Raw genomic sequence first — 25,541 nt, forward strand, 5'->3', positions numbered from 1 at the left:
CTCCTTAATCTCGATTTTCGAGATCTGGCTTAATGACAATCAGATGCCGCGCCGCTCTCAGCCCAGGCACCATGACACGTAATACTTTTTCAACTTCAAATTGCTCAGGTAATTGCATCAGCTCCGCATCGGGAAATCTGCCCTTCATCGCGATCAATCTGCTTTTGCCATTCTTGGTACATAAATGCGCTGCAGATTTGACAAAAGTAAGCAGATCAGCAAAAGCCCGAGAAATTACCGTATCGAATTTCTCGGAGGGAAAGAAGCGTTCAGCACGCTCACAAACCACCTCGACATTTTTCAACGCTAATTCAATGCAAGCCTGTTTTAAAAAAGCAGCTTTCTTCTGATTACTTTCAATCAAGGTCAAATGCCAATCAGGTCGGGCAATTGCCAACGGAATACCAGGAAGGCCCGCGCCAGCGCCGACATCAGCATGATGAGTCCCACTAATAATAGGGAGCAACGTTAGGCTATCGAGCACATGCTTGGTCACCATTTCTTCTAGTTTACGCACTGCGGTCAGATTATGGATACGATTCCATTTATCCAGAAATAGGATATATTGTGCCAAGTGAGTGCTAACCCGCTCCCGCTCTTCAGACAAACCAACCTCAAGTTTATTAAGACCTTCCAGTAGCTGCTTTTCTATGCTCATATTTTTATTTTATTTCCGATAACACGAAACCACGCTTCAAATGGACCAGTAACAGGGAAATAGCCGCAGGCGTAATACCAGAAATTCGCGCCGCATGACCGATCGTCTCAGGTTTATGCTGATTTAGCTTTTGTTGTACTTCGCTAGAAAGACCGCGCACACTCCGGTAATCAATGTCTTTTGGCAAGCTCGTCATTTCATAGGCAGTATGGCGTGCGACTTCTTGTTTCTGGCGCTCAATGTACCCTTCATATTTAACATTGATTTCCACTTGTTCAGTAACTTTCTCATCGGCAATACCACCTTCTACGCTTAGCATCGCTATTAATCCCGTATAAGTCACATCCGGGCGACGTAACAATTCGTACAATGAATATTCTTTTTCAATAGTCTTACCAAGCACGCTTATTAAATCCGCCTCTGGCAACATACCAGGACGCACCCATATATTTCGTAATCTTTCTTGCTCAGTTTCAATGGCCTCACGTTTAAACATGAACGCTTGCCAGCGCGTTTCGCTGACTACCCCTAACCGATAGCCTATTTCTGTCAATCGCATATCTGCATTATCTTCTCGTAGCTGTAAACGATATTCTGCACGACTGGTAAACATGCGATAAGGCTCCGTCACGCCACGAGTTATCAGATCATCCACTAAGACGCCCAGATAGGCTTCGTCACGGCGTGGGTACCATGCTTCGCGTCCCTGCACTTTAAGACTGGCATTTAATCCAGCCAGTAATCCCTGCGCAGCCGCTTCCTCATAACCTGTTGTCCCATTAATTTGACCCGCAAAAAACAGCCCCTCAATAGCACGGGTTTCTAGTGAGCTTTTAAGTGCGCGTGGATCAAAATAATCATATTCGATAGCATAACCAGGGCGGGTAATATGAGCATTTTCCAATCCCTTGATCGAGCGTACCAAATTAACTTGCACGTCATAAGGCAGGCTGGTCGAAATACCATTAGGATACACTTCATGTGTATCCAGTCCTTCAGGCTCAAGAAAAATTGTATGCGAATCTCTATCAGAAAAGCGAACGATTTTGTCTTCGATTGATGGGCAGTAACGTGGCCCTATCCCTTCTATCTTTCCTGTAAATAAAGGTGAGCGATCCAGGCCATCGCGAATGATGTCGTGCGTCTGACGATTCGTGCGTGTAATCCAGCAAGATATCTGGCGTGGATGCTGCGCCACATTGCCCAGAAACGAAAATACCGGCACAGGGTCGTCACCAGGTTGTTCCTGCAGCAAAGAATAATCAATACTGCGCCCATCGATACGCGGAGGTGTACCGGTTTTGAGACGCCCTACCGGTAATTTTATCTCACGCAGTCGCTGAGCAAGACTGATTGAGGGCGGATCACCTGCTCTGCCAGCTTGAAAATTATTATTACCCACATGCGCCAATCCAGCCAGAAAGGTACCGGTTGTCAAGATGACTGCTCGTGCAAAGAATTTAACGCCCAGTTGGGTAACTACTCCCACAACCCGATCACCTTGTAATACCAGATCATCTACTGCCTGTTGAATCAACCACAAGTTGGGCTGATTCTCCAGACGCCTGCGAATAGCCTGCCGATAAAGTACGCGATCAGCCTGAGCCCGTGTCGCACGCACAGCAGGGCCTTTACTTGAATTAAGCGTTCGGAACTGTATTCCCGCCTCGTCAATGGCCTCAGCCATCACGCCACCCAAGGCATCGATTTCCTTGACTAAATGCCCTTTGCCTATGCCACCTATGGATGGATTACAGGACATCTGCCCTAACGTTTCGAGATTATGGGTAAGCAGCAATGTTTTCTGTTCCATGCGAGCAGCCGCTAGCGCTGCCTCTGTTCCTGCATGACCGCCACCTACCACGATAACATCAAAGTTTTCAAAAAAGCTCATAAATGTGCGTTGTAAAACCAGTAATCAAATCACTGCTTAATTCTAAGCCATTCAGCATTATTATTCATAAAAAGTTAAGCCTTGGAAATAATATGTTTCACGTGAAACATTATTTGTTGATCTATATCAAACTGAAACTCATTTAGATCAAAAATCAGGCAAAATACTCCGCTACCTCACTCCACCTAAATCCCGAAAATTAGAGTTATCTATGGTCATTCAAGTGACACGAAAATTCTTGAATTGCCATGGATCACTTTTATCCAAATCTTCTTCAAACAATTCACCTCGCCCTTTAAGTGGCGTCCAGTCACTATACTGCGCAACCATTTTCCCCAAGTAAGGGGCTGCCACTTTCTGGATGTCTTCAAAAGGCATTTCATCAGGCTCAATGATGCCCGCTTCCTGGTTTTTCATAGCCCAGATTACCCCCCCCAACACGCCTGCCGCTACTTGCAAGCTAGTGGCATTATTGTAAGGAGCAAGCTTCCGCGCCTCATGAATGGACAATACCGAACCATACCAATATATCCCCTTGGAATGCCCCATCAATAACACCCCAAGCTGATCGGCACCATCATAAATATCATCCATAGGCAAACGAGTTTTTGATTGCAGCTTTAAATTCTTTCCATTGAATTCGTGTACCGACAAAACGGCGGCATCACAAGGATGATACGCATAATAAACGGTTGGACGGTAGCAAAGCTTATTTCCATCTTTGACTGTTAAATAGTCTGCAATGGAAATGGATTCATTATGAGTAATCAAAAAACCGCGATAAGCGCCTTCAAGCGGAGTCCAGCCATAAACCTGTGTTTGAACACCCGGCCGTTCCAAATAAATAGCAGCATCACAACCAAAACCATGACGTCTTCCATCAGATGGTTTATGCTTTTCATGGCTTCCCCACCCCAACTCCGCAGGCTGTATTCCTTCAGAGACAAAGCCATCAATTGACCATGTATTAACAAACTCATCAATCCGTTTCGGTGGATTGATTGCTTGCGTATCACGCTCTGCGCATTGGATAACAGAAATATTTAGCATTTGTGCTAATTTTGCCCATTGATCCCGCGTTTCTGGGGTCTCTAAATTTACCCCGATATCATGCGCGATATTGAGAAGCGCCTGCTTAACCCAATGAGAAACAAGACCAGGATTAACGCCATGACAAAGAATGGCTGTTGGACCACCTCCTAATTTTCGACGGAGCGCCAACGCTTTTTCACGTGACCCATAGTTAGAGCGCTCAGAAAGCGATAAACTGGCATTAGCATAGTCACCCATCCAAGGCTCAATGCAGGTATCAAGATAAAGCGCACCTCGTGTGTGACATAATTCAATCAACGCCAGACTGGATACATTAACAGATACATTAAGCAAAAAATCACCAGGCTCTAGGAGGGGGCCAAGTATCTGACGATAATTCAGCGGTGTAAGCAGATTAACCTCAAATGAGATATTCTGACTTTCTGCTTCAATTCTGCCCCTTTCATCTGCAGCAATAATCCTAATCTGAGCAGATAAAATATCAACATGCCTTAATAGTAAGGGAAGAAATCCCTGTCCAACACTCCCAAAGCCGATAAATATAAATTTCCCATTAAATTTGAATAGCTTTTCATTAACCATTAGCTTAATCTTTTCTTAATAATTTTTCTTCTTTTATAATTTACCTAGTTGAAGTTATCATTATGAAGTTATCATTAGCAATAGTTACATTTACAAAAGCAATCAAATCAATTGTGGGTTAAAGTTTACAAATTATTAATATTATGAGCAAACCAACTATAGACAATTATGAATCTGAGCATACCAAATTTATGCGAGAATTATTTGCAAAAAGACCGCACCTGATCGAGCAGCAAAAGGAAGCTCGCGCTATTTGGTGGGATAAGAAAGTGAATCAAGAAGAACTTAAGCGTTTTAACGAGTCGGAAGTTCCGCAAAAGAGTTATGTTTATTTCGATTGGCTACAGAAATAGATTAAAAAGATAAAAAACCTTCTTATTCTTCAATAATATATGTTTACCAGCAACTGAAACTAATTCATAAGTTAGTATGGGACCAAAGTTGTTTTTGCGCTTTGATTGTGGAAAATCACGAGGATAAAGCCATTTGGAAGACATACCATTACCTATATTACTTGTAGTATTAATTTTATTACTAATTTTATCTGGTTTCTTTTCTCTTTCTGAAACCAGCATGATGGCAATTAATCGCTATCGCTTGAAGCATCTTGCCAAACAGGGGCATCGTGGCGCTCGCTTAACGACTCAATTGCTAGTCAATACCGACAAATTGCTCGGTGTCATCTTGCTTGGAAATAATCTGTTGAATACAGCTGCTGCGACACTGGTTGCAGTAATCATTTCTATATTCTTTGCGCACAATGATTTGGCTCTGCTTATCGGCACAATATGTGTGACACTGGCAATATTGATATTCAGCGAAATTACGCCCAAAGTTATTGCCGCTGCCTATCCAGAGAAAGTTGCATTACCGGCAAGCTATGTATTAACACCATTACTAAAAATTTTCTATCCTGCAGTTTGGTTTGTTAATCTTTTCGTCCAAGGACTTTTAATCCTCTTTCGCCTGAAACTTAAGGAAAATACAAGTCATAAAATCGGTCCAGAAGAACTTAAAATGCTTGTTCTGGAAGCAGGTCATTTCATCCAGAAGAAACATCAAAGCGTACTGATTAATCTGGTTGATCTTGAAACCGTTACCGTTGACGATGTCATTGTGCCACGAGGTCAGATTGAAGCCATCGATCTGGAGGGTGATGATGAAGCCATCCATGATCAACTGCTGACTTGCCACCATACTCGATTGCCGGTATATCACGGACATCTTGATAATGTTGTCGGAATCATTCACGTACGCAAAATATTCAATCAAATGAGAGGTGGAAAAATTACTGCGGCAATACTTGAGAAAGTTATGCAGGAGCCTTATTTCATTCCTTCTGGCACACCCCTGTTTTCACAATTGCAACTATTCCAGGAAAATCGGAAACGAATAGGTTTGGTTGTTGATGAGTATGGTGAGTGGATAGGATTAGTAACCTTGGAAGATATTCTTGAGGAAATTATTGGTGAATTTACAACACACCCACCTACTCAGACTAGCACGTTCATTCGGCAGCCAGATGGTAGTATAATTGTTGAAGGAAGTATTTTATTGCGTGACCTTAATCGAAAGCTTGGATTGCATTTGCCTTTAGATGGACCCAAAACTTTAAACGGTTTGATTTTGGAACATTTTCAGGATATCCCCGAGGCAGGAATTGGATTAAATATAGCTGGATATCCCATGGAAATTATTCAAACAAAAAATCAAGCGGTCAAAGTTGTCCGTATTTATCCGGCTTTGCCAAAGTCTGGGTTAAGCGAATAAATCCAAACAGATTTTTCTTTATCGCAAATCTATATTTGCAATTTAAAATTTTAAGCGCTCATAGCTCAGTGGATAGAGTACCGCCCTCCGAAGGCGGGGGTCACACGTTCGAATCGTGTTGGGCGCGCCATCAGTTACTCGCTACTAAAGCTACTAATTCCATTTCTAAATCAAACATGACGCGAAGGCGAGCCGTAGACAGTATAAAAATAATACGGCAAGGAGAGCCGACAAAGTCATGTTTGATTTAGAAATGGAATGAATACTGAATAATAACTATCTATTCAACGCATAATTAAGAAAAGCATAAGCCAACCAGCCTTCTGATTCGAAGTCAGCTTGCTTATGCTTGATAAAACGGACTATTGCCGGTTCTCAATTCGTTTGTACCAAGTATCATATACTTCATCAGGCCATAAAGACTTAATCCAGACGAGAATATCATCAATTTCCTGTTCTGTGAGTTTACCTTCCCAGCCAGGCATACGCCCTTCTCCGGGAGGTCCGCCCTTTAAAATAAAACGTTTCAATTCCTCAGTCGAATGATGCCAGGCATGCGCCGTGCCATCCAAAGGAGGCGGTGGGTATCGCCCGTTTTCCAGTGGCTTTCTCCAATCGGGTGTTGCTTCAGCATTTGATCCATGACAAACAGCACAATTCTTCCGGAAAATTGCCTGCCCTCGAGCAATCTGGGCGGTATCAAAATTTCGCTCAACTATTTCAGTCTGACCCTGCTGGATCTGCTGCAGAAGCTTATTGGCAGTAGAAATAGAATCTGTACAGCCTGACATTAAAATAAATCCACTTATCGCTAATGTCAGCAGCAAATATTTTTTCTTTCCAAGCCTCATAAGAATTTAAAAAACAGGAAGCCTTAAGTTTTAATAGCAGAATTATCCGATTTTACTTATAGCTTTTTTATTTAGCGGGATAGCTGCTGTAAACGGTGGCATCACCTCGTTGATCGCCTTTTTGTTTGACCAAAAGTACATCGTAAGGGTCACTACGCGTACCTTCCATACCTGGAGAACCATGGGGCATATCAGGAACTGCCAGACCAACTGCTTCAGGGCGTTCTCGAAGAAGCCGTTTGATATCTCGCGCAGGAACATGACCTTCAATGGCATAGCCGTTGACCAAGGCGGTATGGCAAGAGCCTAAAGAAGGAGAGATGCCTGCGCGCGCTCTTGCCTCTTTATTACCAACATCATGTGAATTGACAATAAACCCATTATCTCTCAGATGATCAATCCATTTTGAGCAACAACCACATGTCGGGCTTTTATAAACTTCAACTGTTTCAGCAGCAAAAGTCGAAAATGCTGTCAATGCTAATGCACCAGCCACCATTGATTTCAACAAAAATCTGTTAATTTCTATTCTCATTTCATCTCCACATATATCTTGCCGCGCATCTGTTTGAAATGTCCAGGATAACCACAAGCAAAGTTAACTATACCACTTTCTGTAAAGTGCCATACGAGCTCTTTTTGCTCGCCTGGCAGCATATCAACGTAATTAGGATCATCACTGATGAAGCCAGGGTTTGAACGCATCATTTTGGCATGTTTTTTTAAATTTTCCATTGTATCAATGACCATTTCATGTCGTCTCATACCTTCATTCTTAACAAGAAATCTGATAGTCTCACCTTGCTTCACATTAATCTTGGAAGGTAAAAAACGATTATCCATTGTCTTTATTTCTATCATGCGTGTCACATTGGCAGGATCACCTAGCTTACCAATGACTGTAGGATTTGTACTATGGTGATTGTGATTCAAATCAGCAGATACACTCACCACCCAGAACATCAAAATCGAGAAGAATACCGCTACGAGCTTCTTCATATAATTCTGCCCTTTGTGCCTCCTATGATACAAAACAGTCATTTTAAATCCAATTGTTAGAATGCGTTACTGTTTTATTGTTCCGGCTGTTAAACTATTTAGTCTGTTGCGACAATGGCAATATAACCAATAAGGTATTTTAGAACTTTCACACCTACGACATTTCTCATGATGGAACCCTTATCCAAAAAAGTGCAATATAACACCAACAAGCTTCGTAAACGATTACGTCGCCTGGTAGGGACGGCTATCGCTGATTTTAATATGATCGAACCTGGCGACCGAGTAATGGTGTGTTTATCGGGTGGAAAAGACAGCTATGCTCTGCTCGATATTTTGCGCAATCTCCAGGCCCATGCTCCCTTGGATTTTGATCTGATTGCCGTCAACCTGGATCAGAAGCAACCTGGTTTCCCTGAGCATGTATTACCTGAATATCTCACTCAAATTGGCATGCCATTTCGCATTGTTGAGCAGGATACCTATAGTGTAGTCAAGCGAGTTATTGCTGAAGGAAAAACAACATGTAGTTTATGTTCCCGTTTGCGTCGTGGCGTACTCTATCGTGTAGCAACTGAATTAGGTGCCACTAAAATAGCTTTGGGTCATCATAGAGATGACATACTCGAAACTTTTTTCCTCAACATGTTTTATGGTGGCAAGCTCAAAGCAATGCCACCTAAGCTAATTAGTGATGACGGCCATCATATCGTAATTCGTCCACTGGCCTATTGCAAAGAAAAAGATCTGGCTGCTTACGCTGAAATTGAGAATTTTCCAATTATTCCCTGTAACTTGTGTGGCTCCCAGCCAAATATGCAGCGCCAGGTGATCAAAGAAATGATGCAACAATGGGATAAAAAATTCCCAGGAAGACTTGAAACAATGTTTACGGCACTGCAGAATGTGCAATTATCTCATTTAGTAGACAGCGCGCGCTACGATTTCAAAGGACTCAAACCAGATGGTAGCCCCGTTGCTGATGGGGACAAAGCTTTTGATGAGGAAATATTTGAACCACCCATTGCAGAACTCCTCCCCTTTACCAAAAATAGTTTAAACGAAATAGAAAATGATTAAACTGCCATTACTAACGCTTAAACTTGAATTTTCTGAAAATGACTGGCGGAACAAACTTAAAAGTTATAACTACTAAAAACGCAAATACCACATAACTTGCTGTGAGTACGCCTTCAGGAAAATCATAATATAACATTCGATGTAACCAATACTGTATAAAGCTTCGTTCTGCTTCGATTCCACGCAGCTCATACTCCCACCTCGTCAGTGGACAAATAATACCTATCAGCGACTCACCCACAACAAACAATATGGCTGCAAGATGGGTGAGTCGAAATACAAGACTCCGGACAAATTTTAAGTGCAGCCAGGCGCCAATCCAAATAAGAGGAAGACTGCCAACAACGAATAACACGAACAAAAAATGAATAGCCAATATGATGTCGGCCAACTGCATTCTTTACAAAAATTTATAGCAAGGATTTCAGTATTTTTTCGACTTTATCCATGTGAATGCGACCTAAATGGGTATCAACAATTTCTCCAGAACGATTGATCATCACTGTATAAGGTAACGCACCTTGCGGATTGCCCATTGCCTCTGCTAGTGAAAAAGCATCAAGATCTCCCACTACGACAGGATAATTAATAGCAAACTCTTTACTAAACGCTTCTACCCTTTCTTTTTGATCGATAGCAATGCCTACTAGGATCAATCCCTGTTCACGAAATTTATCTTGTGTTTCAATAAATTCTGGTATTTCTTCACGACAGGGTGCACACCAGGTAGCCCAGAAATTTACGAGCAGCACATTTCCGCGCCATTGAGAGAAAGACTGCGTATTGCCTTCGATATCCGGCAGACTAGCAGCAAAGAACGCTTCTGCACCCGCTTGCTTTTCAGTGCTGCTCAACTGTGAGGTCACCTGGTGGGCCTTGAATATAAATCCTGCAGCTATCGCCCCGAAAGCGATAGCAACATAAAGCATCAGCTTGCCTAACTTTGACATGCAATCTTTTCCCTTGTTGATAAAATAAACGTTAAGACAGTTGAACTAGATCAATACCGCATCCAATACAGTAAGGAAATCTTCCTTATTGAGATAGCCAATAATTTTGATGTTCGGTACCTCGTTCCCTTGACGGTCAAGAAATAGAATTCCCGGTGGACCAAACAGTTTGAAACGTTTCAGTAGCGCTGCATCATCCGTCGTTCCAGCAGTCACATCTACTTGCAATAAAACCACATCTCTCAACCGCGCCTGCACTTTCGTATCAGTAAATGTGAAGCGCTCCATTTCCTTGCAGGAAATACACCAGTCGGCATAAAAATCCACCATGATGTATTTGTTTCTCGACTGCTGGATAACCTCTTCAAGCTCAGCAATCGTTTTTATCCGCTGAAACGGCAGATGGCTAGCTTGATCAAATCCCACTGGTTGCACCGCTTCATTATTCCCGACACTGGCGATACTCAATTTTGAGAGTGGCTGCAGAATATCCCGGCTGCCAGACAATACACCGATCAAAAGGGCAACCCCAGTCAGTAACGCAATGACTCCTATACCTTTAAGAAGTTTTCTGGAACCAGATACTCTTTCAGGTAACGGATCGATCGCATGCAGATAAATCGCTGAAATGATAAGTAGTGCTGACCACAATAACATATGAACGACCTCAGAAACCACTGGTGATATCAACCAGATAGCGACTGCCAGTAACAGTACACCAAAAAACTGCTTGATTGATTCCATCCATGCGCCTGATTTGGGTAACAGCGCACCTGCTGAAGCACCTAATAATAACAGCGGTACACCCATACCCAATGCCATCATAAATAATGCCGACCCACCCAGTACGACATCGCGGGTTTGACTGATATAGAGCAGTGCACCTGCAAGGGGAGCAGCTACACAAGGACTCACGATCAAGGCAGACAATGCCCCCATGCCAAATACCCCAGATAAATGCCCGCCTCTCAAGTGACCTGCTTCCTCTGAAAGCTTGCTCTGGAGGAAACTGGGCAATTGCAATTCATAAAAACCAAACATCGAAAAAGCCAGCATGACAAAGATCAGCGCAAAAGTACCTAATACCCAGGCATTTTGTAAGGCAGCAGATAGCATAGCACCTGACAACCCAGCGGCAATGCCTGCAATGGCATAAGCTATCGCCATTCCCAGAACATAAGCCAACGCAAGAACAAAGCCGCGCCGTTTAGTAAGATGCTGACTTCTATTAGCAATGATGCCCGATAAAATCGGAAACATAGGAAAAACGCATGGCGTAAAAGCAAGCAGCAAACCTATGCCAAAAAAACCAGTCAATATCAACCAGAAATTACCACTCGCAAACATTTGCTCGATTTTGTAAGACTCAGTCTCAATTGCAGGCAATCCGGCAGGTGTTTGAAACAATTCAGCAGCTGCATCCACATTCGCAGCTGTTGCGCTACCACTAATCGTTTCAGCAACCGTATTCAAAGCTGCTTTGATTGCCGGCAGGGTGATATCCCTTTCTTTTTTGATCGGCGCATAGCATACGCCTACCGGCTCATTACAACCCTGATAAGTTGCGGCAAAAGAAAGCTGGTTTTCTGAAGATGGTTCTCGCCTTAAGGAAATAATTGCCTGGACAGGTTGATAGTAAACTTCCGTTTTACCAAAGGTCAGATCCTCCTTCATCTTGCCGGGTGGTAATGTAATTTTTTCTATGTAGATGCCATCACTTTTCGGCTCAAAGGCAATTTTGTCACGATAAAGATAGTAATCTTTTGCAGGAATAAGATTGGCAATGAGCGTGTGTTCATCACGCACCTCGATTGAAAACTTAAATGCCTCATCGGGGGGTAGCAACTCCTGTTCTGCTTGCCCAAAGCTAGCACCTAATTTCTGCAAGATCGATAACACACTGGAGCGCTTTTCTTCTTCGGCGACCACATTTGTGCTAATAAGACAAAATAAAATCAGAAAAAATTGAATTAAACGCATAGCTGGCTCAAATTTGTTTTTTAATATTGTCAATTCAAAAATGATCGGTTACCTCATCAGCAACCCACTGCATATATGCTGGCAATCCTATCTTTACAGGGACTGCAATAATCTCAGGGAGTTCATAAGGGTGCATAGTTTTGATGATTTTTTCCACCATGGCATAATGTTCCGCCAATGTTTTGATTAAGACAGGTACTTCATTGCTTATTTCAGTCTCTCCCTGCCACCGGTATACTGAAGTGGATTCAGCCAAAATATTAATGCACGCTGCAGCCCTACTTTCAACGAGTTTTTGAGCAAGCGTTAACGCGCTTGCTTTGTCAGGAAAATTGGTAATAACAAGTATAACTTCCATTTATCTTCTTACACACAGTAAGTTCAAAAATCTTTTATACTAAACTCAAATTACTTTGACTAAACAGAAACCTATCAGATTTTATAATAATTGATAGAAATTAATATATGAGATAACCCCATATGATTAAAAGATTATTTTTATTAATTCAATTCCTTTCCTTGATTGCACCTGTTGGTATCTTCTTCACGTATATCATAATGGATGAAGGCGATCAATTCACTTATGAGCATTACTGGGTGACAGGGATGAGTTTTATTCCTTTTTTATTTACGCTGTTATTAAAGAGCATATTTTTGGGTACTAATAAATAATAACATTCTGACAAAACAGAAAATTAATAAATCCAATGTTTGAAGGAGCTTAAAGAAACAACAAGTAGAAATGATCTTTTAATAACCTATCAATGCGTTATTAAAAAATAGATAATTATAAATTTTCGCAAATACTACATCTTACTATCTGAACTCAAATTGATATTTATTGATTTAACAAAATTAAGTTTAATTTAATGAATTAATTTATACCAGTAAGTTTGGCATATCGCATTGTTATCATAAGTGATAACCCAAAATTTCATTTAGTTTGTTCAAAACTATCTCATCTTCACATTTTATTTAGCTTAAGTAATGTACTTTATACAAAAGCTAAGATCTAAATAAGCAAAAACAGAGAAGGAATTTATTAATGCAACAATTTTTACTGGCCAGGTTTATGCTGATATTTATTACTCTCTGGCCTCATATGACTGTCGCTAATCCAGCTTTAGCTGATTATGATCATTGCTTAAAAATTTCTGTACAAAATAGCAATCAAAAACATGAATTGAGAAAGCAGTGCAATGATGCCTCTTCTGATGACAATTCAAATGTGATAACGCTTCCCTCTGACGCAATGAATAAACTCAAGATTAATGCTGGTTTCGGTTGGGGAATCTTTAATGGCAGCATTTACAACGGTAATAAAGATTACGCTATCGAACAAGTCATTATCAAGCTGATCCCCTCGCAGATAGTAGGTACATCTTCTGAAATACCGCTTAAAACGAAGGAATACACTATCGATTTGACAGTACTGCCCTTATCCAAAGGCGCACTTTCAATGTTTTTAGATTCGGATGGTACACAAGAATTCGAATGGCGCTTAGTCAATATTCTTGGACGAAAGATAAATACAAATTGACAGCATTTCTCCTGCTACCTCATTTTTAATTCGCCATTTTCATTTTATTTCTTTACAACGGAGGGAAGTTCTATGTTTATTAAAAAGTTATTCGAGTAGCAAAAGCATTACTGATCTGCTAGGACTAAAGATTATGTAATTTATAGCCGCTCATATCACTTGGGCGGAGAATAATTTACGCAGATTAAGAAAAAGATAAGTGAGAGGCTTAGCTCACTAAACTTTAACCAAATAGCTTTTACTTTTATATTTATATTGTATCGGCTCAATTAAAGCTATTTACGATGCAAGGCATTGATTTTATATGCAAATGAATTTTAATATTTAAATGAGCCTTTATTTTTATAAATTCTTTTGATACAGAGGGCCTTATGATGTTTACTAAAGTTTTATTAATTGTCGCACTAAGTTTCAGTATTTCCTGTTTCGCAGCAGACACGACAAAAAATACATCCAATTCATCCAATTCATCCAATTCATCAACAGACTCAAATAATCTGATACTGCCAACACAGCAATCTGATTCATCAACTAAAAAAGAAACCTCAGAATCATCAAAAGAAACCGATTCAGGATCAGGACAAGAATCAGCCAATCCAAAACAGCAATCGCCAATGGTTGATTACTGTAGAACACATACTTGTTAATCTAATAATTAGTTATAGTTGGAGCGATCAATGAAAAGAAATAAAATATTAAATAATTTCCTATCTGCAATTATTGCATCCTGCGCAACAAGTGCTTTTTCAGCACCTCCTCATTTTGATCATGGAGAGCAAGCAACATGGTGGGCCATTGAAGATACCTCTCAAGAGGTACCGCTAAGATTTCCCTTTGCAGAATGCGGCGTAGGGCAGCATCAATCTCCTGTCGATTTGGGCTCTGCAATAATTGGTGAGACCCAGCTTAATCCGATGGAAATTTTGTATCCCATTGATACTAAACCAGTTTTCTTCAATACCGGTCATGCGGCACAAGTCAATACATCGACTAATTACCCCGGTGCACTTAAGATTGGAGAGGAATCTTTCCCGTTAATCCAATTGCATTTTCATGAGCCTAGCGAACATGTCGTGGGTGCTACAAGATTTCCAGCTGAATTGCACTATGTTCATGTTAAAGAGGATGGCAGACTTGTCGTTTTGGCGGTTGCGATCAACATAGGGGAAGAAAACTCAACATTCCAAACAATTCTAGATAACACACCTCATGCTTCAGGAGAAAAAAACGAAAATTCCGGCTTGCAATTCAACCCTGCAGCATTACTACCAACACTTGATCAACCAATCAAATACTTTACCCTGGCCGGATCTTTAACAACGCCGCCCTGTAGTGAAGGTGTTCAATGGTACATTCTACCAAGAGCGATCACTATTTCAGAAGCACAGCTTAATCAACTAAAAAGCTTCTACACTGATAATAATCGCTTACCTCAAAATTTAAATGGACGATCTTTATTAACAACACAATAATCCTTACCACTAGTTTTGCAGATATCTCAGAACTGAGTAATCGGGTTGTTGTTGAGAAGCAGTGATCCTAAACGGCAGTTTGGTGAAAGCCAAACTGCCGGAAATTTTTTAAATCACAATGACGACTTCACTGTCATAAATCAGGTAATCGTCAAATGCTCAATACCTTCATTGATGTTTTTGTGTTGCGCTTCTGAACTGTGCAGTTTGATTTGCAAGCGCAATTCATTCATGGAATCTGCATTTCTCAGCGCATCCTCATAACTGATCAGGCCAGCCTCGTAAAGCTCAAATAACGCCATATCAAAAGTTTGCATGCCGAGCTCTCGCGATTTCTTCATGATCTCTTTGATTTCATGTACCTCACCTTTAAAAATCAGATCTGAAATCAATGGGGAATTCAGCATCACCTCAATAGCTGCCACTCGCCCTTTTCCTTCTTTCTTGGGAATCAACCGTTGCGCGATCAATGCTCTCAAATTTAATGATAAATCCATCAGCAGCTGCGCTCGTCGTTCTTCCGGGAAGAAATTAATAATGCGGTCAAGCGCCTGATTGGCACTATTGGCATGCAGTGTTCCCATGCATAAATGGCCTGTCTCAGCAAAAGCAATTGCATGTTCCATCGTTTCACGATCACGAATCTCACCAATCAAAATGAGATCGGGTGCCTGGCGCAATGTATTCTTTAGTGCTGCTTCCCAAGAATTAGTATCCACACCAACTTCCCGTTGCGTGATGACGCAGTTAATATGCTCATGCACATATTCAACCGGGTCTTCAATGGTGATGATATGGCCATAGCTATTCTGATTCCGGTGACCGATCAGGGCGGCAAGCGATGTCGATTTGCCTGAGCCGGTACCTCCTACAAAAATAACCAGGCCACGCTTGCTCATCACCACATCTTTTAGCACAGGTGGCAAACCCAAATCATCAAATTTTGGAATTTGTGTGGTAATCGTGCGGATCACGAGACCAACTCGCTGTTGTTGGATAAAAGCATTTACACGAAATCGTCCGATTCCTGGTGGATGAATGGCAAAGTTGCACTCCTTGGTCGCTGCAAACTCTGCTGCCTGCTTGTCATTCATGATGGCACGAGCAAGTTGCGCAGTGTGCTGTGGGGAGAGCTGCTGCTGAGATACGGGCGTCATTTTCCCGTCAATTTTAAAAGCAGGCGGGTAGCCCGCTGTGATAAACAAATCGGAAGCCTTTTTGCTGAGTATTAAACGCAGCAAATCATGCATAAATTTTATTGCCTGCTCTTGTTCCATGATAAATTCTTAAACCCTTTCCTATTAGGCACATCAACCTCGAAAATTGTCCTTGTTCATTGCTTTGGCTCTTGCCTCCGCAATGGAAACGACATTGCGCTTCATCAGATCAGCCAAGTTTTGATCGAGTGTCTGCATTCCAACACCCTGACTGGTCTGAATAGTTGAATACATTTGCGCCACTTTTCCTTCCCGAATCAGATTACGGATGGCAGGGGTACCAATCATGATTTCATGCGCTGCGACCCTGCCAGTTCCATCTTTAGTTTTCAACAATGTCTGAGAAATCACTGCCCGCAGTGATTCAGATAACATGGCTCGTACCATTTCCTTTTCTTCAGCCGGGAAAACGTCGATAACACGATCGATCGTTTTGGCCGCGGAACTGGTGTGCAGAGTGCCAAACACCAAATGACCTGTTTCTGCCGCGGTCATCGCCAGGCGAATCGTCTCTAAATCACGCATCTCACCTACTAAAATAATGTCCGGATCTTCCCGCAAAGCAGCGCGCAATGCATTAGCGAAACTATGCGTATCTCTCCCGACTTCGCGTTGATTGATCAAGCATTTTTTACTTTCATGAACGAACTCGATCGGATCCTCGAGTGTTAAAATATGACCATACTGATTCTCATTAATATCATTGATCATCGCAGCCAATGTGGTTGACTTACCAGAACCGGTTGGACCTGTCACCAGCACTACACCACGAGGTTGCTGTGCAATTTCTGCAAAAATTTTGGGTGCTTTAATCTGTTCCAGTGTTAACACATTTGAGGGAATCGTCCGCATTACTGAGGCTGCACCACGATGGGTATTGAATGCATTTACCCGAAAACGCGCAAGATTAGGTACAGCAAAAGAAAAATCGCATTCCAGATGCTCTTCATAGAATTTGCGCTGACTATCGTTCATGATGTCATAAATCATATCATGGACGTCTTTATGCTCCATTGCTGGCAAATTGATGCGCCTGACATCCCCATGCACGCGAATCATTGGCGGCATACCGGCAGACAAATGCAAATCAGATGCATTATTCTTGACCACAAAGGCAAGTAGTTCTACTATGTTCATTTATGTCCCTAGATACTATGTACTATGAATAGGTAATACTGGTCTACACAAGCTTTTCTCTGGTTTTCCAGCTGAAAGTAAAAGCCTGTTTGTTCATAACGGTAAGGATAAATAAAAATTGAGAAGATATTAGGTAACTGATAGTTAACCTTGTCCAGCGTTACTTTTCCCAACTCGCACTATTTCATTGTTTTTTCATTGCCATTAATAAATCATGACGACAATTGCCACACGTCTGCAAGCAATTAAATCCCGTATTGCAGAAGCTGCCAGGAATGCAGGACGACAACCAGAGGACATTCTGTTATTAGCTGCCAGCAAAACTAATCCCCCTGAGAAGGTAAGAGAAGCTTGGGAAGCAGGACAAACTGTATTTGGAGAAAACTATTTGCAGGAAGGGTTAATAAAAATTCGCGCGCTTGCTGATTTACCCATAGAGTGGCATTTTATTGGCCCGATCCAAAGCAACAAAACAACGCCCATTGCAGAAAACTTTTTGTGGGTACATAGTGTGGATCGAGAAAAAATTGCTGTTCGCTTGTCTAACGCGAGACCTGAATCACTCCCGCCGCTACAAGTCTGTGTACAAGTCAATGTCAGTGGCGAAGTTACCAAAAGTGGTGTTGCGCCCGAGCAGGCTGCAGAGCTAGCTGCTTTTGTCAGTCAACTCCCCCGGCTAAAATTACGAGGATTAATGGCAGTACCCGAGCTTACTTCTGCGACTGCACTGCAACGCGAGCAATTTGAAATAATACGGAAGATCTTTGAGCAGCTCAAAAAGGATGGATTCGATATCGACACACTATCAATGGGCATGTCTGAAGATATGGATATTGCGATTGCAGAGGGTGCAACGATAGTACGGATAGGCACTGCCATTTTTGGACCAAGGCGTTATGCTATTCCTGAGGAGCTCGCTCCGCGTCAGTAATCAGCGCATGATATTTAGCTAATAATTGCTCACGACTCTCAATCACACTTGGATTGGTGACAATACAATTGACGGGGCAAACCTCAACACATTGAGGCGTATCATAATGTCCTACACATTCTGTGCATAAATTGGGATTGATCTCATAAATTTCCTCACCTTGCGAAATTGCTTCATTCGGACATTCCGGTTCGCAAACATCGCAATTGATACATTCATCAGTAATTAATAACGCCATCTCAATAACCTCAAAAAATCAGTTTTTCATTTTCTTGCGTAACTGCTCTGCAACAATAGGGTGCACGAATTTGTCTGCATTTCCTCCCAACCTGGCAATTTCTCGTACAATCGTTGCAGAAATAAACAAATATTGCTCAGATGGGGTTAAAAAAACAGTTTCAACATCTGGATAAAGACAACGATTCATTCCTGCCAGTTGAAACTCATATTCAAAGTCAGACACAGCACGTAAGCCCCGCAGAATAATGCGGGCATTTTGTTGTTGCAAAAATACAGTCAACAAACCAGCAAACCCCACCACCTTAATATTTGGATAATCCTTTAGCACTTCTTGTGCCATTTGGATGCGATCATCCAATGAAAAAAAGGGCGCTTTACCACTATCTGCAGCGACTGCTACGATAACCTGATCAAACAATTTTGCCGCACGACGTACTAGATCTTCATGACCACGCGTTAATGGGTCGAAAGTTCCAGGGTAAACAGCTTTATCCATTTTTTTTCAATTTCAATAAGTGATAATAAACCTTGCCTGCCCGTCCACTGCGCCATACGAGCCATTGTTCATCCAGATCGACTATATGATCACTTTCAATATAAACCAAACCGTCTTCTGTCATATGTGAAGGAAGCCGCGTGATAAATTCAGGCAGCAGATCAAGCTGGAAAGGGGGATCTAAAAAAATGACATCATATTGCCTCACATCAGAAGCAATAAACGCTAGCGCATTCATCTTCACTAATTCCACTTGGGTTGCATCCAGTTTCTCCCGGGAAGCATGTAACTGATGCATTATGCTCCTATTCAGTTCAACCATCACGACGTGCTCTGCCCCCCGTGACGCAGCCTCAAAACCCATCGCCCCACTCCCTGCGAATAAATCCAAACAATGCTTACCGGCTAAATCCTGTCCCAGCCAATTAAATACTGTTTCTCGTACTCGATCAGGTGTTGGCCGTAAATGCTTCTCATCAGGAAAAGTAATCACTCGACTGCGCCATTTGCCGCCAATAATCCGAACCTTTCCCTCACGTAACATAATCCAATTACATCAAATCCTGTTTTCTCTTGATTAATTATACTGGAGACTAGAGGTACTTTCTGGAATTTGACAGAAATTCAAATTTCTTCTGGAAATTTCCTGGCATTTACTCACTCAGCTTCATTAGAATATATAACACACAAGATCTCATTCTTTTCCAGGAAAAATATTCGTGTTCCTCTATGAACTGTTAATCGGCTTACGCTACACACGCGCAAAACGGCGTAATCACTTTATTTCTTTTATTTCCCTGATTTCCTTACTGGGTATCACGCTGGGCATGACAGCACTCATCACGGTCATGTCAGTGATGAATGGCTTTCATAAGGAAATCCGCTCACGCATACTCGGTGTTGCCTCGCATGTTCAAATCAGCGGCATCAGCGGGACTTTAACTAACTGGCAACAAATTGCTGACACAGCGAGCAAGAATCCGCAAGTAATCGCTACAGCCCCTTATGTCAGTGCACAAGGCATGCTCTCGCATAATCAGGTCGTACGGGGGGTCATGGTGCGCGGGATTTTACCAGACTACGAAAATCGCGTAGCTGATTTCGCACAAATGATGGTGATAGGCGAACTTAATCAGTTGAAAGCAGGTGAATTCGGTATCGTCATTGGAATCGAACTGGCGCGCAGCCTGGGTGCATTCCCAGGCGATAAGATTGTCCTGATCTCTCCACAAGGTCAAGTAACACCCGCAGGGATATTACCTCGTCTAAAACAATTCACTGTAACCGGTGTGTTTGAAGCCGGTCATTATGAATACGATTCTGGCTTAGCATTAATCCACATGGTGGATGCGCAGAAACTTTATCGCATGGAACCCAACCAGGTATCTGGCGTGCGACTGAAGCTGGAGGATATGTTTCAGGCACCCCAAGTTGTCCGCGATCTCTCGTTAGTGATGCCTGCCAACAATTACATCAGTGACTGGACGCAGCAGCACGCAAATTACTTCAGAGCTATTCAGATCGAGAAGCGCATGCTGTCACTGATTCTGGCATTAATCATCGCAGTCGCAGCGTTCAACATCGTTTCCACGTTAGTGATGGCCGTGACTGACAAGCAACCGGATATCGCCATCCTGCGCACCCTGGGTGCCAGTCCTGGCAGTATTATGAAAATATTCATTGTCCAGGGGACGTTAATCGGCGTCCTTGGTACGGTGCTGGGTCTCATTGGCGGAATACTGCTAGCTTATAATGTGGGAGAAGTGGTTGCGTTCATCGAACGGCTATTTAGCGTTCAGTTTCTCTCCCAGGAAGTTTATTACATCAGTGAAATACCTTCTGATCCCCAGTTTGATGACATCGTGACGGTAGCAGCGGTCTCCTTCACGCTTACCCTCCTTGCAACGCTTTACCCAAGCTACCGCGCATCAAAAGTTAATCCGGCGGAGGCGCTGCGCTATGAATAACACAGTCATTTCATGCAAGAATCTCTATAAAAGCTACTTTCAGGGCAAGCTCGAAGTACCCGTATTGCAAGGAGTCAATCTGACGCTGAACAAGGGGGAAATGGTTTCGGTGGTCGGTGCCTCCGGCTCGGGCAAAAGCACGCTACTGCATCTGCTAGGTGGGCTGGACTCTCCGAGCAAGGGGGAGATACTGCTGTTGGGACAAGATCTTACCAACATCAGCGAAGAAAATAGATGTCAATTACGCAATCATTCACTGGGTTTTATTTATCAGTTCCACCATTTGTTGCCAGAGTTCAGCGCCCAGGAAAACGTTGCCATGCCGCTGCTGATACGGCGCTTGAATAAACGAGAAGCGATGGAGCGCGCAGCAGAAATGCTGCAGCACGTCGGCCTGGGTCATCGCCTTACTCATACGCCTGGTGAGCTTTCTGGGGGAGAGCGTCAGCGAGCGGCCGTAGCGCGAGCACTGGTGACCCAACCTGCCTGCGTGCTGGCCGATGAGCCTACTGGCAACCTTGATCGCCACACCGCCGAGGGGGTGTTCAATTTAATGCTGGAACTCAATCGCAAGGTCAATGCCAGCCTCATCATTGTCACGCATGACACCCATCTTGCCAATCAAGCAGAACGGGTTTTACAACTGATTGATGGGGTGCTGGTGTAAACCACTAGCCTTTTTAGTACAAAAGTGCCATCGATTTGGTAAAAGGCAGTATCTGATTTCGTATTGAATTTTTAACCTAAAAACCGTAGTTGGACGGGATGGAGCATATGGTGATCCAGGTGCGAGGCAAGGCGCGATGAGGCCGCAGGGCCGTCCCCTGCAACGAAGAGCAACACCGCATTCGCGCCTGGAGCGACATATGATACACCCCGTAGCGGCATCACCATTCTGGTGAATGAGAAAATTTCGAAAATGCCTCTATATGTCATGGGGTTAGCTTTCCAATCAAGTGGTCAACTACGGTTTCTAGGTTTAATTCTGTATTCAAATCAATAAAAAAAGTATTGCTACTTTTCTTTGCTCAATCCATTCGATATAGACGAGGAATTCAATCGCTGATTGTTATTTCATTGCCTTTTACCGTGACCTGATATACAGGTTCATCTTTTTTCATGAAAGAGGTAATCGTGCCTAGAAGTGGGCGCCCACCTACCCAGACCACCACTTTGCCGTTTGTGATATCAAACTTTGAACCGTGACAAGCGCAGGTCACTATTGTGCCCTCTAACGTGCCATTGCTAAGAGAACATCCTCTGTGGGTGCACTTATCTCCAATCGCATAGAAATTTCCGCCCACCTTGGCGACCAGGACGCCTTTTCCTTCTAGCTCCACTCGCTTGAGTTGGCCTGCGCGAAATTCTGATATTTTCAATGTCGTCTTTGGCATTACTACCTCCGATCTTTCGCAAAAGATTGTCTTGTCTTTGATGGGTATAGGAACATGAGGCTAGAGTAACTTAATATTCATCTTTGCTCTGCTCTCAATTTTCAAAACTAATCCAATTTTGTTACATGATGATGCTAGGGAATTACTCATTGCTAGGCAATAATGCATACGCATACAATCTATATCCCATTACCATAAACATCGAAAAGAACAGCCTTCCTTGTGATTTGGCTGCCGCGTTATTGATCCGATCACGGAAAAATTGCATCAAAAGATTCAGACTGGTTATTCAAGCCAAGTTAGACGCAAGTTACGTAGAAACGATAAGAATTCAAAAAAGTGAAAAAATAATGTCGATCAAGTTTGACCCTGTTTTTATCTTTTATGCATAACGCATGAACCACGTTAAAATTTTTTGCAATCATGCTGTCGTTTCAGAGATGACAACAAAGCGGAGGTAGCTTGGCATAGAGCATCGGCGCTATTCCAACTTGCTCTTGGCATACATTAATAATATGCTAATCTCAAGAGAAGGTAATGCTCCTTTTTCCCAATCGATATTAAATACATTGTGGAAAACAATTTTTTGAACTAGCGCTAAAGTTGGATACTAGAAGCTCAGCTTCAACATGGCTTTACTGCCCCAACTTGGCTGACATGCAATATCGCCAAGTTAAACTGCGAAAATCATCGGTCACGATGTGCTCGGCAGGGATACTTAATTCGCTCTTGTAAGAATTGTGCTGAAACGGATTTGAAGAACACACAAGTTTTTATTCTTTTACATTATCTCTTATCACACAGGCGACTAATTCTCACCTTTTCTCTCCAAGTCTGATACTTGTTTAGTTAGTCAGAAATACCCGTTATCTCATTTATCAAGAAATCTTTAATCCATAATAAAAAACATATGAATGCCACCATTGAAAAACTCAGAGAAGCCTACTGCTCAGAAGGAGTAGAAGTCCCCGAAATTCTTTCTAACTGTTCGGAAGACCACGAAAAATACGATCAGCATCGCCAGATTTTTAACCGCCTATTTCAGTTCATGCCCATTGCTATTGTGCTGTGTGAGACTACTCAGCAGGTAAGTGTGGTGGTTAAATTTACCAGTAAATATGCCTTGCCTTTACGCGTACGCTCGGGTGGACACGATCATGAAGGAGAATGCTCCGGCACCGATACCATCCTGCTCGATCTCTCGAAAATGAGTAAGGTGGAAATTGACCGTGAGCGCAGGATTGCCCGCATACAACCCGGCATACGCTTTCAAAGCCTAACTACGGAACTGGCTAAATGTGATGTAATGATTCCGCATGGCACTTGCGCCACAGTGTGCATAGCAGGCTACACCATGGGCGGAGGCTGGGGGCCCTGGACCCGCAAGCATGGCATGTGCTGCGAAAGTGTAATTGGCGCCACCCTGGTGCTGGGTGATGGCAGCATACGCGAGCTGAGTATGAACAGTGAAGATGCTGGCGACAGAGAACTACTGTGGGCCATAAAAGGTGGAGGCGGTTTCAGCTACGGTATAGTTACCGAGTTTGTGATTGAAACTTTTGACTTACCCGATGAAATGATCAAATTTCAGATTGAGTGGAATAAATACCACTATGTACCCGAAAACAAACTGTTTGCCCTGCGCGACGCCACACCGACCCTGAACGTGCTGCAAGCATGGGAAAAAGTCATTGCTTCCACCAAGCCAGACGCCAACCAGTTAGTCGGTACTAATCTGAAAATCGCTGCCAAACATGCTGGTGAAGGCGAGCACTTTAACCCCCATACTGTAAGCCACAACTGCGTAATGTATGGCTACTGGGAGGGAGATGAAAACAGTCTGCAGAAGTTTATAGATATACACTTTAGACACACTGGTACATATACCGGACCCATTATTGACAAAGCTGGACGCAAACACAAAGACTTATCCTATGGTGACCACTTGATGAATGATTGGGATCGTTATTCGTTTCACAATATGAATTTGCTGAAGCAAGGACTGGAGGGAACGCCATTTCCACCCGATTTGGACAAGCCGGCACCCCATAAAATCACCTCACGCTTAGTGAATGCAGAGGGTCTTGGCAAAGAAGGATATTACAAGTTGCTGGAGAGCCTTACTTCTCCACTCGTATTAACTGGCAATGAACAACTGGGACTGTTTACCTACATTACCTTAGGCGCCATTACCGGTAACTATTACCAGCATGTGATTACCAAAGAACAAAAAGATAGAAGTGCCTTTCCTTACAAAGATAAACTCTTCACCATACAATACCAAACCTGGTGGAATGAAACTAATAAAGAAAAGGAAGAAGGTGAAAATAACCATGTGTACACTCGCGTAAACCAAGCGCTCGACTGGATGGAGGTTTGTCGTGATTATGATATTCCCAATACTTCAGGCGCCTTCATCAGCTTCAAAGACAGTTCTGTACCCACCAAAACTTACTTCGATAAAAGCTACAACCAGCTGGTAGAAATAAAGCGCACCTACGTAAAAGATCCTTACAATCACTTCCGTTCGCGCAAAACGATTATCTGACAACCGAAAAACATGGGCCGCCCCTGTTCTGCGAATAAACTATTAAATAAAATTTTTTGCCAATAACTGAGATTGTGTAATGAAAAAAATCCTTATTGCTGTTTGTAGTTGTTTAATACTCTCTTCCTGTACATGGGTTAAGGTTACTTCAAAAGGCGAAGGCGTGCGCTTAGTGCATTCAGCCAGAGCAGTCCAGCCATGCAAAAAACTAGGGAAAGTTGAAACTAAAGTAGTCAGTAAAATAGTGTTTAACCGTGATCAAGAAAAAGTTGCAGGTGAACTTGCGGATCTTGCGCGTAATGAAGCGGCTTTGATTAACGGCGATACGATTGTTCCTGTTTCGGAGATCAATGAGGGAAGACGCAGCTTCGATGTCTATCAATGTTTTCCAACTAGAATGTAATGAATGACACAGTAATATCGATAATGTGTGGCGATAATAAAGAATCTACTTTCCACAGAAGGGATAATAGAGAACAGATCACGGTTTTACTGGCAGGCAGAGGGCTTACTGCGAGCTGTTCCGTTATGAATTGGAGTCAGGATTGGTGAAAGAGATCCGGCAGGCAACGACTGGCACAACGCGCTGGGCAATGAACGCTTTGCGCCACAAGTCTCAGTAACCCTGGGACGACGGGCAGTGCCCGGCAAGTCTGGACGACCGCGCAAGGTTGTAGAGCTAGAATCCAGCAATCTGTCTCTCACAACTAAAAACCGTGATCTGTCCCTGAGGAATTCAGAAGAAAACAGAAAGAAAAGTTTAAATTTTCCCTTGACACGGA

The 25,541-nt window shown here is 42.6% G+C and carries 29 protein-coding genes and 1 tRNA gene; 11 read left to right on the plus strand and 19 right to left on the minus strand.

Translation table 11 applies throughout. The annotated features are described in order from the left end of the window. Window positions 1-4: 4 nt before the first annotated feature. The 3 genes from rsmG to R2Q26_RS00880 all read right to left on the minus strand — a co-directional run bounded on the left by rsmG (window position 5) and on the right by R2Q26_RS00880 (window position 4,187). The gene (gene rsmG / locus R2Q26_RS00870) at window positions 5-658 is read right to left on the minus strand and encodes a 16S rRNA (guanine(527)-N(7))-methyltransferase RsmG (RefSeq protein WP_317534517.1); all 654 of its coding nucleotides are present in this window, start codon (window positions 656-658) and stop codon (window positions 5-7) included. A 4-nt stretch (window positions 659-662) separates the two neighbouring features. Continuing rightward, entirely contained in the window at window positions 663-2,552 is a 1,890-nt protein-coding gene (mnmG, locus tag R2Q26_RS00875; protein WP_317534518.1) for a tRNA uridine-5-carboxymethylaminomethyl(34) synthesis enzyme MnmG, read from the minus strand. 219 nt (window positions 2,553-2,771) lie between these two features. Next, a complete protein-coding gene (locus R2Q26_RS00880) occupies window positions 2,772-4,187 on the minus strand; it encodes a homospermidine synthase (protein WP_317534519.1) in 1,416 nt (471 codons plus the stop codon). Window positions 4,188-4,330: 143 nt separating this feature from the next. On the opposite strand from R2Q26_RS00880, the gene R2Q26_RS00885 reads away from it, so the two are divergent. The 3 genes from R2Q26_RS00885 (at window position 4,331) to R2Q26_RS00895 (ending at window position 6,087) form a co-directional block, all read left to right on the plus strand. Further along, window positions 4,331-4,540 carry a DUF3460 family protein gene (locus R2Q26_RS00885; protein ID WP_090572151.1) on the plus strand — a complete coding sequence of 70 codons (210 nt, stop codon included), beginning with the start codon at window positions 4,331-4,333 and terminating at the stop codon, window positions 4,538-4,540. Between the two features lie 133 nt (window positions 4,541-4,673). Beyond that, a complete protein-coding gene (locus tag R2Q26_RS00890) occupies window positions 4,674-5,957 on the plus strand; it encodes an HlyC/CorC family transporter (protein WP_411182302.1) in 1,284 nt (427 codons plus the stop codon). Window positions 5,958-6,011: 54 nt separating this feature from the next. Then, a tRNA-Arg gene (locus R2Q26_RS00895) sits at window positions 6,012-6,087 on the plus strand. A 232-nt stretch (window positions 6,088-6,319) separates the two neighbouring features. Here R2Q26_RS00895 and R2Q26_RS00900 read toward each other — a convergent pair. The 3 genes from R2Q26_RS00900 to R2Q26_RS00910 form a co-directional block, all read right to left on the minus strand. Next, the gene (locus R2Q26_RS00900) at window positions 6,320-6,748 is read right to left on the minus strand and encodes a cytochrome c (RefSeq protein WP_317534520.1); all 429 of its coding nucleotides are present in this window, start codon (window positions 6,746-6,748) and stop codon (window positions 6,320-6,322) included. A 127-nt stretch (window positions 6,749-6,875) separates the two neighbouring features. Continuing rightward, window positions 6,876-7,343: a DUF411 domain-containing protein gene (locus tag R2Q26_RS00905; protein WP_317534521.1), complete on the minus strand. Its 468-nt coding sequence runs from the start codon at window positions 7,341-7,343 to the stop codon at window positions 6,876-6,878. Further along, entirely contained in the window at window positions 7,340-7,807 is a 468-nt protein-coding gene (locus R2Q26_RS00910; RefSeq protein WP_317534522.1) for a cupredoxin domain-containing protein, read from the minus strand. The genes R2Q26_RS00905 and R2Q26_RS00910 overlap by 4 nt, the downstream gene beginning before the upstream one ends. 171 nt (window positions 7,808-7,978) lie before the next feature. Between R2Q26_RS00910 and ttcA the strand changes: the two genes are divergently transcribed. Then, window positions 7,979-8,887, plus strand: a complete 909-nt coding sequence (ttcA, locus tag R2Q26_RS00915) for a tRNA 2-thiocytidine(32) synthetase TtcA (RefSeq protein ID WP_317534562.1) — start codon at window positions 7,979-7,981, stop codon at window positions 8,885-8,887. 10 nt (window positions 8,888-8,897) lie between these two features. On the opposite strand, the gene R2Q26_RS00920 is transcribed toward ttcA, so the two are convergent. The 4 genes from R2Q26_RS00920 to cutA are packed head-to-tail and all read right to left on the minus strand — an operon-like array spanning window position 8,898 to window position 12,175. Further along, window positions 8,898-9,284: a DUF2784 domain-containing protein gene (locus R2Q26_RS00920; protein WP_317534523.1), complete on the minus strand. Its 387-nt coding sequence runs from the start codon at window positions 9,282-9,284 to the stop codon at window positions 8,898-8,900. A 13-nt stretch (window positions 9,285-9,297) separates the two neighbouring features. Then, the gene (locus R2Q26_RS00925) at window positions 9,298-9,837 is read right to left on the minus strand and encodes a TlpA disulfide reductase family protein (protein WP_317534524.1); all 540 of its coding nucleotides are present in this window, start codon (window positions 9,835-9,837) and stop codon (window positions 9,298-9,300) included. 45 nt (window positions 9,838-9,882) lie between these two features. Continuing rightward, window positions 9,883-11,817 carry a protein-disulfide reductase DsbD gene (gene dsbD, locus R2Q26_RS00930; RefSeq protein WP_317534525.1) on the minus strand — a complete coding sequence of 645 codons (1,935 nt, stop codon included), beginning with the start codon at window positions 11,815-11,817 and terminating at the stop codon, window positions 9,883-9,885. 34 nt (window positions 11,818-11,851) lie between these two features. Further along, on the minus strand, window positions 11,852-12,175 hold the full coding sequence (gene cutA, locus R2Q26_RS00935) for a divalent-cation tolerance protein CutA (protein ID WP_090567881.1): 324 nt from the start codon (window positions 12,173-12,175) through the stop codon (window positions 11,852-11,854). Between the two features lie 687 nt (window positions 12,176-12,862). Between cutA and R2Q26_RS00940 the strand changes: the two genes are divergently transcribed. Next, complete coding sequence (locus R2Q26_RS00940) at window positions 12,863-13,357, plus strand: hypothetical protein (RefSeq protein WP_317534526.1); 495 nt, start codon at window positions 12,863-12,865, stop codon at window positions 13,355-13,357. A gap of 265 nt (window positions 13,358-13,622) precedes the next feature. Here the strand turns inward: R2Q26_RS00940 and R2Q26_RS00945 are convergent, their stop codons facing one another. After that, window positions 13,623-13,952 carry a hypothetical protein gene (locus R2Q26_RS00945; protein ID WP_317534527.1) on the minus strand — a complete coding sequence of 110 codons (330 nt, stop codon included), beginning with the start codon at window positions 13,950-13,952 and terminating at the stop codon, window positions 13,623-13,625. Between the two features lie 82 nt (window positions 13,953-14,034). Here R2Q26_RS00945 and R2Q26_RS00950 point away from each other — a divergent pair, with 82 nt between their 5' ends. Beyond that, window positions 14,035-14,829 carry a carbonic anhydrase family protein gene (locus tag R2Q26_RS00950; protein WP_317534528.1) on the plus strand — a complete coding sequence of 265 codons (795 nt, stop codon included), beginning with the start codon at window positions 14,035-14,037 and terminating at the stop codon, window positions 14,827-14,829. Window positions 14,830-14,969: 140 nt separating this feature from the next. On the opposite strand, the gene R2Q26_RS00955 is transcribed toward R2Q26_RS00950, so the two are convergent. Then, on the minus strand, window positions 14,970-16,106 hold the full coding sequence (locus R2Q26_RS00955) for a PilT/PilU family type 4a pilus ATPase (RefSeq protein WP_317534529.1): 1,137 nt from the start codon (window positions 16,104-16,106) through the stop codon (window positions 14,970-14,972). Window positions 16,107-16,139: 33 nt separating this feature from the next. Continuing rightward, the gene (locus R2Q26_RS00960) at window positions 16,140-17,183 is read right to left on the minus strand and encodes a type IV pilus twitching motility protein PilT (protein ID WP_317534530.1); all 1,044 of its coding nucleotides are present in this window, start codon (window positions 17,181-17,183) and stop codon (window positions 16,140-16,142) included. A gap of 214 nt (window positions 17,184-17,397) precedes the next feature. Here R2Q26_RS00960 and R2Q26_RS00965 point away from each other — a divergent pair, with 214 nt between their 5' ends. Further along, window positions 17,398-18,114: a YggS family pyridoxal phosphate-dependent enzyme gene (locus tag R2Q26_RS00965; protein ID WP_317534531.1), complete on the plus strand. Its 717-nt coding sequence runs from the start codon at window positions 17,398-17,400 to the stop codon at window positions 18,112-18,114. Here R2Q26_RS00965 and R2Q26_RS00970 read toward each other — a convergent pair. Genes R2Q26_RS00970 through rsmD form a run of 3 tightly spaced genes read right to left on the minus strand, consistent with a single transcriptional unit; the run spans window position 18,083 to window position 19,394 of the window. Next, window positions 18,083-18,352, minus strand: a complete 270-nt coding sequence (locus R2Q26_RS00970) for a YfhL family 4Fe-4S dicluster ferredoxin (RefSeq protein WP_317534532.1) — start codon at window positions 18,350-18,352, stop codon at window positions 18,083-18,085. The genes R2Q26_RS00965 and R2Q26_RS00970 overlap by 32 nt on opposite strands. Window positions 18,353-18,370: 18 nt before the next feature. Then, window positions 18,371-18,850 carry a pantetheine-phosphate adenylyltransferase gene (coaD, locus tag R2Q26_RS00975; RefSeq protein WP_090567900.1) on the minus strand — a complete coding sequence of 160 codons (480 nt, stop codon included), beginning with the start codon at window positions 18,848-18,850 and terminating at the stop codon, window positions 18,371-18,373. Further along, window positions 18,843-19,394 (minus strand): 16S rRNA (guanine(966)-N(2))-methyltransferase RsmD, encoded by a 552-nt coding sequence (gene rsmD, locus R2Q26_RS00980; RefSeq protein ID WP_317534533.1) that lies wholly within the window; start codon window positions 19,392-19,394, stop codon window positions 18,843-18,845. Before rsmD ends, coaD begins: the two co-directional genes overlap by 8 nt. 175 nt (window positions 19,395-19,569) lie before the next feature. Between rsmD and R2Q26_RS00985 the strand changes: the two genes are divergently transcribed. After that, on the plus strand, window positions 19,570-20,817 hold the full coding sequence (locus R2Q26_RS00985) for a lipoprotein-releasing ABC transporter permease subunit (RefSeq protein ID WP_317534534.1): 1,248 nt from the start codon (window positions 19,570-19,572) through the stop codon (window positions 20,815-20,817). Then, a complete protein-coding gene (gene lolD / locus R2Q26_RS00990; protein ID WP_317534535.1) occupies window positions 20,810-21,484 on the plus strand; it encodes a lipoprotein-releasing ABC transporter ATP-binding protein LolD in 675 nt (224 codons plus the stop codon). The genes R2Q26_RS00985 and lolD overlap by 8 nt, the downstream gene beginning before the upstream one ends. A gap of 71 nt (window positions 21,485-21,555) precedes the next feature. Here the strand turns inward: lolD and R2Q26_RS00995 are convergent, their stop codons facing one another. Together R2Q26_RS00995 and R2Q26_RS01000 are read right to left on the minus strand one after the other, a co-directional pair. After that, entirely contained in the window at window positions 21,556-21,753 is a 198-nt protein-coding gene (locus tag R2Q26_RS00995) for a hypothetical protein (protein ID WP_317534536.1), read from the minus strand. Window positions 21,754-21,872: 119 nt separating this feature from the next. After that, window positions 21,873-22,211 carry a Rieske (2Fe-2S) protein gene (locus R2Q26_RS01000; protein ID WP_317534537.1) on the minus strand — a complete coding sequence of 113 codons (339 nt, stop codon included), beginning with the start codon at window positions 22,209-22,211 and terminating at the stop codon, window positions 21,873-21,875. Window positions 22,212-23,121: 910 nt separating this feature from the next. Here R2Q26_RS01000 and R2Q26_RS01005 point away from each other — a divergent pair. Both R2Q26_RS01005 and R2Q26_RS01010 read left to right on the plus strand, forming a co-directional pair. Beyond that, a complete protein-coding gene (locus R2Q26_RS01005; protein ID WP_317534538.1) occupies window positions 23,122-24,759 on the plus strand; it encodes an FAD-dependent oxidoreductase in 1,638 nt (545 codons plus the stop codon). Window positions 24,760-24,838: 79 nt separating this feature from the next. After that, window positions 24,839-25,162 carry a DUF4156 domain-containing protein gene (locus R2Q26_RS01010; RefSeq protein ID WP_317534539.1) on the plus strand — a complete coding sequence of 108 codons (324 nt, stop codon included), beginning with the start codon at window positions 24,839-24,841 and terminating at the stop codon, window positions 25,160-25,162. 86 nt (window positions 25,163-25,248) lie between these two features. Here R2Q26_RS01010 and R2Q26_RS01015 read toward each other — a convergent pair whose 3' ends face one another. After that, complete coding sequence (locus R2Q26_RS01015) at window positions 25,249-25,452, minus strand: hypothetical protein (RefSeq protein ID WP_317534540.1); 204 nt, start codon at window positions 25,450-25,452, stop codon at window positions 25,249-25,251. Window positions 25,453-25,541: the final 89 nt, after the last annotated feature.

This window comes from Nitrosomonas sp. Is37, assembly GCF_033063275.1.
In the GTDB taxonomy this organism is placed as follows: domain Bacteria; phylum Pseudomonadota; class Gammaproteobacteria; order Burkholderiales; family Nitrosomonadaceae; genus Nitrosomonas.

Coding starts and splice junctions, on each gene's coding strand:
- rsmG (WP_317534517.1), bottom strand. CDS start 658: ATGAGCATAGAAAAGCAGCTACTGGAAGGTCTTAATAAACTTGAGGTT.
- mnmG (WP_317534518.1), bottom strand. CDS start 2,552: ATGAGCTTTTTTGAAAACTTTGATGTTATCGTGGTAGGTGGCGGTCAT.
- R2Q26_RS00880 (WP_317534519.1), bottom strand. CDS start 4,187: ATGGTTAATGAAAAGCTATTCAAATTTAATGGGAAATTTATATTTATC.
- R2Q26_RS00885 (WP_090572151.1), top strand. CDS start 4,331: ATGAGCAAACCAACTATAGACAATTATGAATCTGAGCATACCAAATTT.
- R2Q26_RS00900 (WP_317534520.1), bottom strand. CDS start 6,748: ATGTCAGGCTGTACAGATTCTATTTCTACTGCCAATAAGCTTCTGCAG.
- R2Q26_RS00905 (WP_317534521.1), bottom strand. CDS start 7,343: ATGAGAATAGAAATTAACAGATTTTTGTTGAAATCAATGGTGGCTGGT.
- R2Q26_RS00910 (WP_317534522.1), bottom strand. CDS start 7,807: ATGAAGAAGCTCGTAGCGGTATTCTTCTCGATTTTGATGTTCTGGGTG.
- ttcA (WP_317534562.1), top strand. CDS start 7,979: ATGGAACCCTTATCCAAAAAAGTGCAATATAACACCAACAAGCTTCGT.
- R2Q26_RS00920 (WP_317534523.1), bottom strand. CDS start 9,284: ATGCAGTTGGCCGACATCATATTGGCTATTCATTTTTTGTTCGTGTTA.
- R2Q26_RS00925 (WP_317534524.1), bottom strand. CDS start 9,837: ATGTCAAAGTTAGGCAAGCTGATGCTTTATGTTGCTATCGCTTTCGGG.
- dsbD (WP_317534525.1), bottom strand. CDS start 11,817: ATGCGTTTAATTCAATTTTTTCTGATTTTATTTTGTCTTATTAGCACA.
- cutA (WP_090567881.1), bottom strand. CDS start 12,175: ATGGAAGTTATACTTGTTATTACCAATTTTCCTGACAAAGCAAGCGCG.
- R2Q26_RS00940 (WP_317534526.1), top strand. CDS start 12,863: ATGCAACAATTTTTACTGGCCAGGTTTATGCTGATATTTATTACTCTC.
- R2Q26_RS00950 (WP_317534528.1), top strand. CDS start 14,035: ATGAAAAGAAATAAAATATTAAATAATTTCCTATCTGCAATTATTGCA.
- R2Q26_RS00955 (WP_317534529.1), bottom strand. CDS start 16,106: ATGGAACAAGAGCAGGCAATAAAATTTATGCATGATTTGCTGCGTTTA.
- R2Q26_RS00960 (WP_317534530.1), bottom strand. CDS start 17,183: ATGAACATAGTAGAACTACTTGCCTTTGTGGTCAAGAATAATGCATCT.
- R2Q26_RS00965 (WP_317534531.1), top strand. CDS start 17,398: ATGACGACAATTGCCACACGTCTGCAAGCAATTAAATCCCGTATTGCA.
- R2Q26_RS00970 (WP_317534532.1), bottom strand. CDS start 18,352: ATGGCGTTATTAATTACTGATGAATGTATCAATTGCGATGTTTGCGAA.
- coaD (WP_090567900.1), bottom strand. CDS start 18,850: ATGGATAAAGCTGTTTACCCTGGAACTTTCGACCCATTAACGCGTGGT.
- rsmD (WP_317534533.1), bottom strand. CDS start 19,394: ATGTTACGTGAGGGAAAGGTTCGGATTATTGGCGGCAAATGGCGCAGT.
- lolD (WP_317534535.1), top strand. CDS start 20,810: ATGAATAACACAGTCATTTCATGCAAGAATCTCTATAAAAGCTACTTT.
- R2Q26_RS00995 (WP_317534536.1), bottom strand. CDS start 21,753: ATGACATATAGAGGCATTTTCGAAATTTTCTCATTCACCAGAATGGTG.
- R2Q26_RS01000 (WP_317534537.1), bottom strand. CDS start 22,211: ATGCCAAAGACGACATTGAAAATATCAGAATTTCGCGCAGGCCAACTC.
- R2Q26_RS01005 (WP_317534538.1), top strand. CDS start 23,122: ATGAATGCCACCATTGAAAAACTCAGAGAAGCCTACTGCTCAGAAGGA.
- R2Q26_RS01010 (WP_317534539.1), top strand. CDS start 24,839: ATGAAAAAAATCCTTATTGCTGTTTGTAGTTGTTTAATACTCTCTTCC.